The 13,941-nt window shown below is 71.9% G+C and carries 14 protein-coding genes; 5 read left to right on the plus strand and 9 right to left on the minus strand.

Annotated elements, in window-relative coordinates; genetic code table 11:
* Positions 1–46 precede the first annotated feature (46 nt).
* The 3 genes from ACZ66S_RS29325 to ACZ66S_RS29335 all read right to left on the minus strand — a co-directional run bounded on the left by ACZ66S_RS29325 (position 47) and on the right by ACZ66S_RS29335 (position 3,300).
* Complete coding sequence (locus tag ACZ66S_RS29325) at positions 47–1,534, minus strand: glutamate synthase subunit beta (protein ID WP_469904544.1); 1,488 nt, start codon at positions 1,532–1,534, stop codon at positions 47–49.
* Positions 1,535–1,743: 209 nt separating this feature from the next.
* Entirely contained in the window at positions 1,744–2,223 is a 480-nt protein-coding gene (locus ACZ66S_RS29330) for an anthrone oxygenase family protein (protein WP_469904545.1), read from the minus strand.
* A gap of 369 nt (positions 2,224–2,592) precedes the next feature.
* Positions 2,593–3,300: a DUF2293 domain-containing protein gene (locus ACZ66S_RS29335; RefSeq protein ID WP_469904546.1), complete on the minus strand. Its 708-nt coding sequence runs from the start codon at positions 3,298–3,300 to the stop codon at positions 2,593–2,595.
* A 200-nt stretch (positions 3,301–3,500) separates the two neighbouring features.
* Here ACZ66S_RS29335 and ACZ66S_RS29340 point away from each other — a divergent pair, with 200 nt between their 5' ends.
* Both ACZ66S_RS29340 and ACZ66S_RS29345 read left to right on the plus strand, forming a co-directional pair.
* A complete protein-coding gene (locus ACZ66S_RS29340; RefSeq protein WP_469904547.1) occupies positions 3,501–4,133 on the plus strand; it encodes a nucleoside/nucleotide kinase family protein in 633 nt (210 codons plus the stop codon).
* A 304-nt stretch (positions 4,134–4,437) separates the two neighbouring features.
* A complete protein-coding gene (locus ACZ66S_RS29345; protein ID WP_469904548.1) occupies positions 4,438–4,869 on the plus strand; it encodes a CBS domain-containing protein in 432 nt (143 codons plus the stop codon).
* Between the two features lie 34 nt (positions 4,870–4,903).
* Here ACZ66S_RS29345 and ACZ66S_RS29350 read toward each other — a convergent pair whose 3' ends face one another.
* Positions 4,904–6,031 carry a magnesium and cobalt transport protein CorA gene (locus tag ACZ66S_RS29350; RefSeq protein ID WP_469904549.1) on the minus strand — a complete coding sequence of 376 codons (1,128 nt, stop codon included), beginning with the start codon at positions 6,029–6,031 and terminating at the stop codon, positions 4,904–4,906.
* A 240-nt stretch (positions 6,032–6,271) separates the two neighbouring features.
* On the opposite strand from ACZ66S_RS29350, the gene ACZ66S_RS29355 reads away from it, so the two are divergent.
* On the plus strand, positions 6,272–7,066 hold the full coding sequence (locus ACZ66S_RS29355) for a methyltransferase domain-containing protein (protein ID WP_469904550.1): 795 nt from the start codon (positions 6,272–6,274) through the stop codon (positions 7,064–7,066).
* A 231-nt stretch (positions 7,067–7,297) separates the two neighbouring features.
* On the opposite strand, the gene ACZ66S_RS29360 is transcribed toward ACZ66S_RS29355, so the two are convergent.
* Positions 7,298–8,236, minus strand: a complete 939-nt coding sequence (locus ACZ66S_RS29360) for a carbohydrate kinase family protein (RefSeq protein ID WP_469904551.1) — start codon at positions 8,234–8,236, stop codon at positions 7,298–7,300.
* On the minus strand, positions 8,233–9,141 hold the full coding sequence (locus tag ACZ66S_RS29365; RefSeq protein WP_469904552.1) for a pseudouridine-5'-phosphate glycosidase: 909 nt from the start codon (positions 9,139–9,141) through the stop codon (positions 8,233–8,235). The genes ACZ66S_RS29360 and ACZ66S_RS29365 overlap by 4 nt, the downstream gene beginning before the upstream one ends.
* A gap of 98 nt (positions 9,142–9,239) precedes the next feature.
* On the opposite strand from ACZ66S_RS29365, the gene ACZ66S_RS29370 reads away from it, so the two are divergent.
* Positions 9,240–9,668, plus strand: a complete 429-nt coding sequence (locus tag ACZ66S_RS29370) for a VOC family protein (protein ID WP_469904553.1) — start codon at positions 9,240–9,242, stop codon at positions 9,666–9,668.
* Positions 9,669–9,715: 47 nt separating this feature from the next.
* Here ACZ66S_RS29370 and fdhA read toward each other — a convergent pair whose 3' ends face one another.
* The 3 genes from fdhA to ACZ66S_RS29385 all read right to left on the minus strand — a co-directional run bounded on the left by fdhA (position 9,716) and on the right by ACZ66S_RS29385 (position 12,612).
* Positions 9,716–10,942, minus strand: coding sequence for a formaldehyde dehydrogenase, glutathione-independent (gene fdhA / locus ACZ66S_RS29375; protein ID WP_469904554.1), 1,227 nt, complete (start codon positions 10,940–10,942; stop codon positions 9,716–9,718).
* Positions 10,943–11,131: 189 nt separating this feature from the next.
* Positions 11,132–11,686: a methylated-DNA--[protein]-cysteine S-methyltransferase gene (locus ACZ66S_RS29380; RefSeq protein ID WP_469904555.1), complete on the minus strand. Its 555-nt coding sequence runs from the start codon at positions 11,684–11,686 to the stop codon at positions 11,132–11,134.
* 56 nt (positions 11,687–11,742) lie between these two features.
* Positions 11,743–12,612 (minus strand): glycerophosphodiester phosphodiesterase, encoded by an 870-nt coding sequence (locus ACZ66S_RS29385; RefSeq protein WP_469904556.1) that lies wholly within the window; start codon positions 12,610–12,612, stop codon positions 11,743–11,745.
* A 280-nt stretch (positions 12,613–12,892) separates the two neighbouring features.
* Here ACZ66S_RS29385 and ACZ66S_RS29390 point away from each other — a divergent pair, with 280 nt between their 5' ends.
* Positions 12,893–13,762, plus strand: coding sequence for an MHYT domain-containing protein (locus tag ACZ66S_RS29390; protein WP_469904557.1), 870 nt, complete (start codon positions 12,893–12,895; stop codon positions 13,760–13,762).
* Positions 13,763–13,941: the final 179 nt, after the last annotated feature.

Genomic DNA, 13,941 nt, shown 5'->3' on the forward strand with positions numbered 1-13,941 from the left:
TCGTGTCGCCCTCTGCGCTGACCTTCGTGTCGACCTCTGCGCCGGCTCACACCGTCATCGGCCGGTCGTACGGGCCGATCGGCGCCGGGAGTTGTGAACTCCCCGTCAGATAACGGTCGACCGCCGCCGCGACCGCCCGCCCCTCCGCGATCGCCCACACGATCAACGACTGCCCCCGGGCGGCGTCCCCCGCGGCGAACACCCCCGGCACGTTCGTCCCGAACCCCGCGTCCCGCGCGACCGTCCCCCGGGGCTCCAGCTCCAGTCCCAACTGATCCACCAGCCCGTCCTCCCGGTCCGGCCCGGAGAACCCGAGCGCCAGCAGCACGAGGTCGGCGGGCAGCGTCCGTTCCGTGCCCGTCACCGGCCGCCGCGCCGCGTCCACCTCGACGAGGTGCAACGACCGCACATGCCCGTCCTCGTCCCCGGTGAAGCGCAGCGTGGACGCCGCGAACAGGCGCGCGTCCGCATCCGCCGCGGGTGCCGTCACCAGATCGCGGGCCTCCTCGTGCGCCGCCGACAGCCGGTAGATCTTCGGGTACGTCGGCCACGGCTCGACATCCTCGTCCCGCGCACCTCCCGGCTGGGCGTAGATGTCCAACTGGGTCACGGAGGCGGCCCCTTCACGCACCGCGGTCCCCAGACAGTCGGCCCCCGTGTCACCCCCGCCCACGATCACGACATGCTTCCCGGCGGCCGACAGCGGGGACACCGCCAGCTCCCCCTCGCGGACCCGGTTGGCCAACGGCAGATACTCCATGGCCTGCCGCACTCCGGCCAACTGCCGCCCCGGCACGTCCAGTTCACGCCAGGCCGTGGCCCCGGTGGCGATCACCACGGCGTCGTACCGGGTCCGCAACTCCGCCGCCCCGACATCCCGCCCGACCGCCGTCGACGTACGGAACTTCGTCCCCTCGGCCCGCATCTGCTCGATCCGTCGCTCCAGATGGTGCTTCTCCATCTTGAACTCGGGGATGCCGTACCGCATCAGCCCGCCTGGCCGGTCGTCCTTCTCGTAGACGGCGACGGTGTGTCCCGCCCGCGTCAACTGCTGTGCCGCGGCGAGCCCGGTCGGCCCCGACCCGATCACCGCCACGGTCCGCCCGGACAGCCGGTCCGGCGGGCGCGGTGGCGCGAACCCGAGCTCCCAGGCCCGTTCCGCGACGGCCACCTCGACGTTCTTGATGGTGACGGCCGGCTGGTTGATGGCGAGCACGCACCCCGCCTCACACGGCGCCGGACACAACCGGCCGGTGAACTCGGGGAAGTTGTTCGTCGCGTGCAGCCGGTCTGCGGCCTGCCGCCAGTCCTCCCGTGAGACCAGGTCGTTCCACTCGGGGATGAGGTTGCCCAGCGGACAGGCCTGGTGGCAGAAGGGGACGCCGCAGTCCATGCAGCGATCCGCCTGTTTGCTGATGATGGGCAGCAGCGCACCGGGGACGTACACCTCGTCCCAGTCCCGGACCCGCTCCCCGACCGGCCGACGCGGCCAGTCCTGGCGCGGGGTGGTCATGAATCCCTTGGGATCGGCCATGGCCGTCTTCCTCGCTCGCGCTGGTGACGCTGACGCGTCCGACACGGACGTGCGTCATCGGGCGGCACCCCTGCGGAACTCCTTTCGGCCACGATACGACTCCTCGGCCACTCGCGCAGAGTGCCGGTGAGCGGTACGGGACAGCGCTTTCCCGGGGCTGTGAAGGTCGGGTTCGCAGGACGTGTCCCGGGGAGGGGGTGCTTGTGCGCTCAGGTGAGGGCCAGCAGGTACGCCAGCGCCGCCGCGCCGGAGGCGACCGCGCGCACGTGGTTCCACATCGTCCACTCGCGCACGTACGTCGGCCAGTACGCCGTCGCCTCCGCGGTGCCCGGGTCCAGTCGCAGCAGGGCGTCGTTGCGGGGCACGTTCGCCACCATCGTCAGCCCGAACGCGCCGAACAGATACAGCGCGCTGCCCACCAGCAGCTCCACGGTCCCCTCGTCCGGCCACAGCACGAACGTCACCACCGCGATCACCGAGCACAGCACCGCGGACCCGGCGAACACCGCCATGAACGGCGGCCGCACCGCGCTCACGTTGATGGCGTTCATCGCGGCGACGCCCTGTGCGGGCGGCAACGCGGCGAGCCCTCTCATCACGAACGTCGAGAACGCGCAGAACACCCCGGCCACCAGCCCGGTCCCCAGCACCCCGAGCACGACCAGCACGAAGTAAGGCCCATCGATCATCTCAACACCAGCTCCCACGTCCGGCCCGGCACCACCCGTCCCCACCAGTGAATCCCGCCCCCGCCCCACGGACCATGGCCATTCCGCGCACCCGCATAACCAGCCGTCCATCCCCACGATCCGCCCAGAAGCCCTTCACACCGGGTGCGCGCGGGAGGTGGGGCTGGGGAGTGGGGGAGGGATGCGCCCCGGCTGTCAGGACCTCGGCCGGCTGTCAGGACCTCGGCCGGCTCGCAACCGGGGACGCCAAGGAGCCGCTGTCCGGGTCGCCAAGCAGGGGGCGCCGAGAAGGGGTCGCCGAGAAAGGGTCGCCGAGAAGGGATCGCCAGACGTGGGATCGCCAGGCGTGGATCGTCAGACGTGGGATCGTCAGCCCGCCTCCTCCCGTACCACCAGCCCCGGTTCCCGCCACCCCGTCAGTACCGCCTCCACCCGCCCCGCGATCCGCCGCCGCGCCTCGTGTCGCGCCACCCCGCTCATCAGCAACGCGTCGTACGGCGTGTCCACGTGCCGTACGGACGCCACCACCGCCGACACCACCGCCCGCTCCGACAGGGCCCGCCCCGCCGCACTGCGCCCCACCCGCCCACTGCCCCGCAGGGACGCGTGCGAGGCGATGGCCCGGGCCCGCCCGTCGGGACACCCAGGGAACAGCCTCCGTATCTCCGCGGCGAACGCCTCCGCGAACCGCACGTCCTCCGCCGCCCGCCGCCGCGCGTCCCGCACCCGACGCCGCCGTCGCGCCTCCGCGTCGGCCAGACACCGCCCCTCGGCCTTGGCCAGCCCCGCCTCCTCGACGAGGACGCCTTGCCGCTCGTACCGGCCCTTGCGCCGGTTGAACCGGACCACCACCGCCGACAGGCCGCTCTCCTCCCGCGACCGACGCGTCAGCGCCGTGTCCCCGCGCGGCAGGAACACCAGGTGGCCGAGGTCGGCGCAGTCGAGACACCGAGGCGCCCCGCCCTCGACCACCAGCAGCGGCAACGGTCCGCCCCGGCACTCCGCACAGTGCCGCCTCCGCAACGGCTGGACCACGAGAAGCCCGCCACGGGCCGGAGGAGTCGCGAGGCCGGTCATGAGGGATTCATTCCCCGGCCGCACCCCTCACCGACACCCACGCCCGCAGCCCGCCGCACCGGGTGCAGTGGGCGCAGGGATGGTGTCGCCGACGCGGCACGGCGGGGTGCGGGTGTCCGTGGGAGGGCGTCGAGCGCGGATGTCAGCCCCGCCACCCAGGCCCGCGGCATCCTGATCCTCGTCTGACGCATCATGGCCACGTGCGACTCGAAGCGATCACCTGGGACCGACTGGGCGAGCGGCTGGCCGACCGCCTCCTCGACCTGAAGCCGGCCGACGGCAGCCCCTGGCCCCGCGTCGCCCTCGACGGCGCCCCCGCGGCCCGCCCGGGCGAACTCGCCGACCGCGTGGCCGAGGCCCTCCGGATACGCGGCCGTCCTTCGCTCGTCGTCGGCGTCGAGGGCTTCCTGCGCCCCGCCTCCCTCCGCCTGGAATACGGCCACCACGATCTGGAGGCCTACTACAACGGCTGGTTCGACACCGGTGCCCTCTGGCGCGAGGTCTTCGGCCCCCTCGAACCCGGCGGCGACGGACGGATCCTGCCCGACCTGTGGGACCCGGTCACCGACCGCGCCACCCGCAGCCCCTACGTCCAACTCCCGCCCGGCGGCGTCCTGTTGCTCCACGGCCCCCTCCTGCTGCGCCACTGGTTCCCCTTCGACCTGACCGTCCACGTCCTCCTCTCCGAGGGCGCCCTCCGTCGCCGGACCCCCGAGCCCGACCACTGGACCCTCCCCGCCTACGAGCGCTACGGCGAGGAGACCGACCCGGCCGGCACGGCCGACGTCCTCGTCCGCGCCGACGATCCCCGCCACCCTGCGTGGAACGGGTGAACCGGCCTGTCCTGCCTGTCCTGCCGATTGGCTGACCCTGCCGATCCGACCGTTCGGCTGCTCCGGCTGTTCCGGTCGATCCGGTTGTCCGGGCTGTTCGGGCTGCTCCGGCCGATCCCGGTGATCCGAGGGGCGTGGCGCCGCTGCCCGGCCCCGGCCCGTTACCGCCCGCCCCCGTTACCCCCCGGCTCCGTTACCGCCCGGTTCCAGGTGCGGGCCCCTTCCGGCGCCGCGAGAATGTAGGGCGCCGGGACTTGCGGTGCCGCCCGCGCCGCGCCGGCCGTCAGGCACCGGGAGGTACTCCATGACCACCGCCGGAGACATCATGCACCGGGGTGCCCAGTGGATCCCCGCCCACGAGACCCTCGACCGCGCCGCCCAGTTGATGCGTGAACTCGGCGTCGGAGCCCTGCCCATCAGCGATGCCGACGAACGGCTGTGCGGCATCCTCACCGACCGCGACATCGTCATCAACTGTGTCGCCGTCGGCCGCGACCCGGCCGCGGTCACCGCCGGCGAGATGGCCCAGGGCACCCCCCGCTGGATCGACGCCGGCGCCGACGTGAGCGATGTCCTCCACGAGATGCAGGAGCACCGGATCCGCAGGCTCCCCGTCATCCAGAACAAGCGCCTGGTGGGCATGATCAGCGAGTCCGACCTGGCCCGGCACCTGACGGACGAGCAGATCGCCGGCTGGGCCGAGAGCGTCTACGCGCGCTCCTCCACCACCCACTGACCCGTCCACGCACCCGTCCCGCGTAGGCCTCCGATCACAGCCAGCCGTTGCGCCGGAAACCGCGGTACAGGACACCGCAGCCGACGGCTATCACGCCCATGACCAACGGGTAGCCGAACGTCCAGTGCAGCTCCGGCATGTGCTCGAAGTTCATGCCGTAGACCCCGCAGACCATCGTCGGGACGGCGATCACCGCGGCCCAGGCCGTGATCTTCCGCATGTCCTCGTTCTGCGCGACCGTCACCTGCGCGAGGTGCGCCTGGAGGATCGAGTTGAGCAGCTCGTCGAACGCGGCGATCTGCTCCTTGGCGCGCAGCAGATGGTCGGAGACGTCCCGGAAGTACGCCTGTATCTCCGGGGCGATGACGTGGATCGGCCGGGCGGAGAGCTCCTCCAGCGGGCGGCTGAGCGGGGCCACCGCCCGCTTCAGCTCCAGGAGTTCGCGCTTGAGCTGGTAGATGCGGCCCGGGTCGACCCGCGCGCCGTTGTCCGCGAACACGGCCGTCTCGACCAGGTCGATGTCCGACTGGATGGAGTCGGTGACGTCCAGGTAGTCGTCGACCACGTGGTCCGCGATCGCGTGCAGGACCGCGGCAGGCCCCTTGGCGAGCTGCGCGGGGTCGGACTCCAGCTCCTCGCGCAGCGGACCCAGCGAACCGTGGCTGCCGTGCCGCACCGTGATCACGAAGTCCTCGCCGACGAACACCATGATCTCGCCGGTGTTGACCACCTCGCTCGTCGCCGTGAGCTCCTCGTGCTCCACATAGCAGACCGTCTTGAACACCGCGAACAGCGTCTCGCCGTAGCGCTCCACCTTCGGGCGCTGATGGGCCTCGACCGCGTCCTCGACGGCCAGCGGATGCAGGTCGAAGAGGTCCGCGATGCCCTCGAACTCGATGTCCGACGGCTCGTGCAGACCGAGCCAGACAAAACCGTCACGGCTGTCGCGCACCCGCTCCACGGTGTCGACCAGATCGCCGTCGACGGGGATGCGGGCGCCCTCCTTGTACGTCACGCAGTTGACCACCGAGGTGCCCAGCGGGGAGCGGGCGTGGTGGCTCAGGTCGACGCGCGGACGCCGCCTGGCCAACCGGGCCACCTTGCGCAGGCCACCGACCCTGCCGAAGCTCGTGACCTTTCGCAGATTCCCTGCCATGGACATCTGGATCTCCTCGCGTGGACCTCCGTGCGACGCGGTTCTGCGTCCTGGCGCGCCAGTTTGCCAGGTCGACGCAAGCACCGGGTGAGCCTGTGGACAGGGCCCGTTCCGCTTGGTTCCCGCCTGTGGAAAACCCCTCGCCCCGGCTGTCGCGCCGGTCGTCCGGTGGACGGACTGCGACCCTCTCCTCGTAGGAACCGCGTCGTCCGTTCGGACAAGCCCGACGACTGGGATCATCGCGACATGACACCAACCGACGGGTACCTCCTCGACAACCGGCAGGCGGAGGCGGCAGAGCGCTTCGACGCCTTCGCCACCCTCTTCGACCCCACGACCTTCCGGCACCTCGAAGCATTCGGCATCGGATCCGGCTGGCGCTGCTGGGAGGTCGGCGCGGGCGGCACGTCCGTGGTGTCCTGGCTGGCGAAGAAGGTCGGCCCGACCGGCAAGGTCGTCGCCACGGACATCGACACCACCCTTCTCACCGCGGCGGCCCGCCCGCCGGTGGACGTACGCGTCCACGACGTGAGCGCCGAGGAACCGCCCGGGGACGGCTTCGACCTGGTGCACGCCCGGCTCGTCCTGGTCCATGTGCCGGACCGGGAAAGGGCGTTGCGCTCGATGATCAAGTCCCTGCGTCCCGGCGGGCGGCTCCTGCTGGAGGACGGCGACCCCGCCCTGCAACCGCTGACCTGCCCCGACGAGCACGGCCCCGAGCAACAGCTCGCGAACCGGCTGCGCCAGGGCTTTCGCCGACTGCTCGCCGACCGCGGCGCCGACCTCTCCTACGGACGCACCCTCCCGCGTCTGCTTCGCGAGGCCGGTCTGCGCCAGGTGGCCGCCGACGCGTACTTCCCGCTCGCCTCGCCTGCCTGCGCCGCCCTGGAGTCCGCCACGATCCGCCAGATCCGCGCGCAGTTGGTCAAGGCGGGCCTCGCCACGGACGAGGACATCGACCGTCACCTCGCCAATGTCGCCACCGGCACGATGGATCTGGCCACGGCCCCGCTGATCTCGGCCTGGGGGCGCAAAGCGTAGCGGGGGAGCGGGAGTCGTCTCAGCGGGCCGGAGTCCGGAGCTTGGAGCTTCCAGCAGCATCTGCCGCCCCGGGCGCCCGCTGACGCTCCGTCAATCCAGTGTCCGCCAGCGGAACGACCGGTCGTCGGTCCCGAGCCGTCGGCCCACCCGCCGGCCGTCACTCCGGCGGCCGGCGACCCGCCGATCGGCCATCTGCCCGACTCAGCCCAGCCACCCGGCCCCACCCGGCCCTCATTCCGGAACCGGTGGTCTCCCGCCCACCCGTTCGACCGCCAGCGCGCCCGCCCGGCATCCTTCCGCCGCCGCCTCCTCAGGTCTGGCGCCCGCCAGCAGGGACGCCAGGAACGCGCCCGTGAAGGCGTCACCCGCCCCCGTCGTGTCCCGGGGCGTCGCCGCCACCGCGGGCACGTGGGCGTACACCGCTCCGGACCGGGCGATCAGCGCACCCTGCGCCCCCTGTTTGGCCACCACCAGCGGGAAGCGGCGGCTCAACTCGGCCGCGGCGTCGGCCACGTCGGGCAGGCCGGTGAGCAGGCACGCCTCGTCCCGGCTCGGCAGCAGGACGTCCACCCCCTCGACCAGCGAGAGAAAGCGGCCCGGTCCCGCCTCGCGCAGGAAGCCCGCCGAGGCCGGGTCCAGACTGACCCGGACTCCACGCGCGCGTGCCGACTCCAGGGCCACGGCCACCAGCGCCCGGCTGGGCTCCGAGAACAGGAGGTAGCCCGACACGTGCAGCCGCGCCACGCCGTCGAGCAACGCGTCCGACCAGTCGTCCGGCTCCAGCCGCAGCGTGGCGCCGCTGTCGGTGAGGAACGTCCGCTCGGCGGCCTCCCCGTTGTCCACGAGGCAGATCACCGTCCCGGTCGGCGCCTTCGGATCGACGACCAGCCTGGGTCGTACGCCGCAGGCGACCAACTCCCGCTCGTGCCAGGCGGCCGAGTCCGCGCCCACCCGCCCCAGCAGCCGTACCTCCGCACCGCCGCCGCGGGCGGCCCAGCAGGCCACGTTGGCCCCCGCCCCGCCCGGCACCGTACGGATCGCGGCGGCGGTGTCCGTTCCGGCGGCGAGCGGTCCCCGGTGCCGGGCGACGACGTCCGTGATGACGTCCCCGACGACCAGGAGGGCGCCACCCCGGACGGCCGCGGCGGTGTCGAGCCCGTCCGTCGTCACGCCCCAGCCCGCGCGGCCGCGATCCGTGCCGCCAGCCGCACGTTGCCCCGCACCGCCGCCAGGTTGGCGCTCAGGGACGCGCCGTCGGTGTGCCGCATCAGGTGGCTCAGCAGGAACGGCGTGACCCCCTGACCGGTGACGCCCGCCTCCTCGCAGGCCTGGAGCGCTTCCGCGAGCACGCGCGCGTGCAAGTCGGGATCCAGTTGCTCCTCCTCGGGCACCGGGTTGGCGACGATCAGCGCCGAGCCGGGCGCGCCGAGCGCCTCACGCGCGCGCATGACCTCCGCCACCTGCTCGGGGGAGTCCAGCCGCCACTCCACCGGAAAACCGGAGTCGGACAGGTAGAAGCCGGGGAAGCGGTCCGTGCCGTAACCGGCGACCGCGACCCCCAGCGTCTCAAGGCGCTGAAGCGTCGCGGGCACGTCCAGGATGGACTTCACGCCCGCGCACACCACGGTGATCGCCGTACGCGCCAGCAGGCCGAGGTCGGCCGACTCGTCCTGGGTCGTCGTCCACTCCCGGTGCACCCCGCCGAGCCCGCCCGTGGCGAACACCTCCACCCCGGCCAGCGCCGCGAGCTGGGCCGTGGCGGACACCGTGGTCGCCCCGCTCACCCCCGCGGCCACCGCGAGCGGCAGATCCCGGTGCCCCAGCTTGCGGATCCCGTCCTCGTTCGCGACCCGTTCCAACTGCTGCTTGTCGAGGCCGACATGGGGACGGCCGTCCAGTACGGCGATCGTCGCCGGCACGGCCCCCTCCTGCCGTACGACGTCCTCCAGCTCCAGCGCCACCTGCAGATTGCGCGGACGCGGCAGCCCGTGCGCGATGATCGTGGACTCCAGGGCCACCACGGGTCGACGCGCGTCGATCGCCTCGCGCACCTCTTCGGACACCACCAGCACCACGGCCTGCCTCCTGTCGATCGGTCTTCCCTCATCTCTGGCGGGCGGCACGTCCGGTCAAACCCTTGCGAGCCGGGGAGGAGGACCCCAGCCTGGGGTGCATGACGGACAACTCGACACGTCTCGACCATGTCGTCCTCTGGGTGCGCGACCCGGTGGCATCGGCCGACTTCTACGAGAAGACCCTGGGCACGGAGCCCGTGCGGCTCACCGACTACGCCGCCGGAACGGTGTCCTTCCCCTCCGTACGGCTCAACGACGAGACCATCCTCGACCTCATGCCGCTCACCCTGGCGGGCGGAATGTCCATGGTCCCCGGCGCCGCCGAGAGCGCGGGACACCCCGTCAACCATGTCTGCCTGGCCATGCCCGCCGGCGAGTTCGAGACACTCCGGGCCCGGCTGGAGGAACGCTCCGTGCCCGTCTCGGACTTCTCCCACGACTCCTTCGGCGCCCGCGGAATGGCCCGGCGCAGCTTCTACTTCCGTGATCCGGACGGGAACGTCTTCGAGGCACGTCACTACGACTGACCGCGCGAGGGGGCGCACGCGCACGCGTGGCCCCCTCGCCCACGGTGTCAGACCGGCCGTACGCCGTTCAGCGCCCCGTGCGGGTCGAGCACGTACTTGCGGCTGGCGCCCTGGTCGAACTTGGCGTAGCCGCGCGGCGCGTCCTCCAGTCCGATGACCGTCGCGTTGACCGCCTTGGCGATGTGCACACGGCCGTGCAGGATCGCCATCATCAGGCTCCGGTGGTACCTCATCACCGGGCACTGTCCGGTGGTGAAGCGGTGGCTCTTGGCCCAGCCGAGCCCGAGCCGCACCTTCAGCGTCCCGCTCCTCGCGTCCTCGTCGACCCCGCCGGGGTCCTCGGTGACGTACAGGCCGGGGACCCCCAGCGCACCGCCCGCGCGCGTGAGACCCATCAGCGAGTTGAGGACGGTCGCGGGCGCCTCCTGGGCGTCCTTGCCGTGGCCGCGGGCCTCGAAGCCCACCGCGTCGACCGCGGCGTCCACCTCCGGTTCCCCGAGGATCTGGGCGATCTGGTCCTCCACGGCGCCCTGCGACACGTCGACGGTCTCGCAGCCGAAGCTCCGTGCCTGGGCGAGACGCTCGGCGTTGAGGTCGCCGACGATGACCACGGCGGCGCCGAGGAGCTGCGCCGAGGCGGCCGCCGCCAGGCCCACCGGGCCCGCCCCTGCGACGTACACGGTCGAACCGACGCCCGCGCCGGCCGTCACCACACCGTGGAAGCCGGTCGGGAAGATGTCCGACAGCATGGTCAGGTCGAGCAGCTTCTCGCGGGCCTCGTCCCGGTCGGGGAACCTCAGCAGATTGAAGTCGGCGTACGGCACCATGGCGTACTCGGCCTGGCCGCCGACCCAGCCGCCCATGTCGACATAGCCGTAGGCCGCCCCGGGGCGGGACGCGTTGACGTTCAGGCAGATCCCTGTCTTGCCCTCCTTGCAGTTACGACACCGCCCGCAGGCGATGTTGAACGGTACGGAGACGATGTCGCCGACGTCGACGAACTCGACGTCCGGGCCCCGTTCGACGACTTCGCCGGTGATCTCGTGTCCCAGGACCAGCCCTTCGGGCGCGGTCGTCCGTCCGCGCACCATGTGCTGGTCGCTGCCGCAGATGTTGGTGGCGAGGACCTTGAGGATGACCCCATGCCGGCACTTCCTGCCGACCGCCTCGGGAGACACCCCCGGCCCGTCCTGGAGCTCGAGCGTGGGGTGGTCGACGGTCCTGACCTCCACCGCACCCGGCTTGAGATACGCGACTGCCCTGTTTCCGCTCATGTCTGATCGCCGTCCCTTCGGCTCCGAGCCCTCGGATGCCAGTGGCTGTGCGCACGGCGGAGTCTGCTACCGCGTCGGCCTTCCGGCCAGCCGTCGCGCGCGGACCGGACGAGACTCCTGCGGAGCGCCGGTCGAGGCGGCATCCGGAGCGCCGGACAGGACCTCTCAGGGGCGCCAGGCGGCACCGCCTCAGAACAGCGGCTCGGGCAGCACACCCTCCAGAGCCAGCAACTTCCGCTTGGTCTCCAGACCCCCGCCGAAGCCCCCGATGCCGCCGTCGCTCTCGACCACCCGGTGGCAGGGCACGACGACCGGCAGCGGGTTGGAGCCCATGGCCACCCCGACGGCCTGCGCGGCACCCGGCTGACCGACCCGCCCGGCCAGATCGCCGTACCCGACGACCTGGCCGAACCGCACGCCGGACGCCAGCTCGCGCAGCACCTGCCGGTTGAAGCCGGAGATCAGCGACCAGTCCAGGGGCAACTCGAAGTCGTGCCGCTCGCCCGCGAAATACGCCTCGACCTGGCGTATCGCCTCGGCCAGGAGCGGAGAGCCGGGCGCCTCGACGGGCTCGGTGCCCAGCCGGGACGCGAGCCGCTCCAGCGCCTTGTCACGGACCGGGTCGGTGGCGTGGAAGACCACGTTGACCAGACCCTCGTCGGTCGCGGCCAGCAGCAGCGGGCCGATGTCGGTGCCGACGACGGTCCACACGATCCGCTGCTCGCCCTGCCCATGGCTGTTCATGCCACCACCGTACGAGCCGCCACTGACAACACGCGGTGACCTGGGCGAACCGCCCGCTAGCCGGACAGCGCGTCCCGCACCACGTCCGGCTTGTTGGTGATGATGCCGTCGACGCCGTACCCGGCGACCCTGCGCGCGGCCTCCGCGGTGTTGACGGTCCAGACGGAGACCTCCAGCGGCTTGTCGTGCGGACCGGTGAAGGCGTGGACGGCGGAGACGTACGCCGTGGAGACGGTGGTGTACGACGGGTTGATCTGGTCCGCGAAGGACGCGTACGTGTGCAGGTCCGCCACGGACGGCGTGCCTAGGAAGCCGGTCTTCACAGCGGGGGCGAGGTCGTGGACGGTTCGCAGACTGGCGGCGCTGAAGCTCTGCACGACCAGCCGGCCCCGGTGCGTCCCGTCGAGCCACCCTTCGTTGCCGAGGAGCTTGAGGGTCTCCCGCTCGATGCCCGGGTAGAGCTCCGGGTTCTTGAGTTCGAGGAGCAGTTTCTGATGGTGGAGATCGACGCGGCGCACGTACTGCTCCAGCGTCGGCACGCGCGCGCCCGCGTAGGCGGCGTTGAACCAGCCGCCCGCGTCCAGCCGGGCGATCTCGGCGGCGGTGAAGTCCTTCACCTTCCAGGGCGCCCGTCCGGGGAAGACCTGCTCCACGTCGGTCGTGCGCTGGAGGCTGTCGTCGTGGAGGACGACGAGTTCGCCGTCCTTGGTGCGCTGGACGTCGTTCTCGACCCAGACGGCACCGAGCCGGGCGGCCTTGTCGACGGCGGCAAGGGTGTTCTCGGGGGCGTAGGCGGAACCGCCCCGGTGGGCGATGAGGGTGGGCGGGGTGCCGTCCTCGACGGCCCGGACGTCGGTTGCGGGAAGCAGGAGGGCGGCGGTCCCCAGGAGGGCGGTGGTCAGGGCGGCCGCGGCGCGCGCGTGCATACGTACTCCTCGCGTCGAGCGATCACGTACAGCACAACTGTGACAGCACCGGGTCAACAGCAGCGGGGTACAGAATGGACACATCCTGAACGGGCGTGTCCCGAGTCCGCTCACTGGTGCCGCACAACTGGGGCAAGGGCGTGTTTCTTTGCCGGAAAATCGTTCGACCATTCCGGTGGCAGTCATACTCTCTGCCTCAGCCCTGACCGTTCGGGCGGTGCTGGGAAGGGGCACTTTTCAGGGAATTCCGGGACGTAAGAGGGCGGAAGGGCAGCCGCGCATGCAAGGCACGGTCGACGGATTCAGCTACGGACTCGTCACACCGCTGGTGGCCTACCTCATGGCCTGCCTCGGCGGTGCCCTCGGCCTGCGTTGCACCACCAGATCCATGCTGGTCAGCCGGTCCTGGCGACCCGGCTGGCTGGCTCTCGGCTCGACGGCGATCGGCTCCGGCATCTGGACCATGCACTTCGTCGCCATGATGGGGTTCAAGGTCGAGCAGGCGCCGATCCACTACGACCGGGGGATCACGTTCGCGAGCCTGGGCGTCGCCATCGTCATGGTGGGCATCGGGGTCTTCATCGTCGGCTACCGGGGCGCGACCGGCACCCCCCTGATGACCGGCGGTGCCGTCACCGGCCTGGGCATCGCCTCGATGCACTACCTGGGCATGGCCGGCATGCGCCTGAACGGGCAACTGGAGTACAACACGGTCACCGTCGCCGTCTCCGTGGTCATAGCCGTCGTCGCCGCCACCGCCGCCCTGTGGGCCGCCGGGCAGGTCAGGGGATTCCTGTGGACCGTGGGCGCGAGCCTGGTCATGGGCCTCGCCGTCACGGGCATGCACTACACCGGCATGGCCGCCCTCAGCGTCCATCTGCACAACACGTCCGCCCCCGTCGCCGGTGACTCGCCCGCCTCCCTGCTCGCGCCGATGATGGTCGGCCCGCTGGCCTTCCTGCTGCTCGCCGGCGTCGTCGTGATGTTCGATCCGTTGATGGTCATGGGCAAGCCCGTGTGGTCCCCCGCCGAGAACAAGCCCGGCGTCCCCGCCCGCGAGGTCGTCCACCACCCCCCGACCCGCCGCCCGTCACTCCGCCCCCACCGCAACACCCCCCACCGAGATTCCCGAACCCCACAAAACCGCTGACCCCACGGAGACCGACGCCGCACGGCCCGCCTGCCTGACGTGCCCCCCTCCCGCTGCCGCGGCGTACGGTCCTCACGGCCGGGGCAGGCTGCGCCACCGCTGCCCGGTTCCTCGGCCGGCGCCCCGCTCGTCCCCGACCCACCCCAGACCGTCGTACGTCCCCCCCCAGCCCCCACCCC

This window comes from Streptomyces sp. NPDC107471, assembly GCF_055582845.1.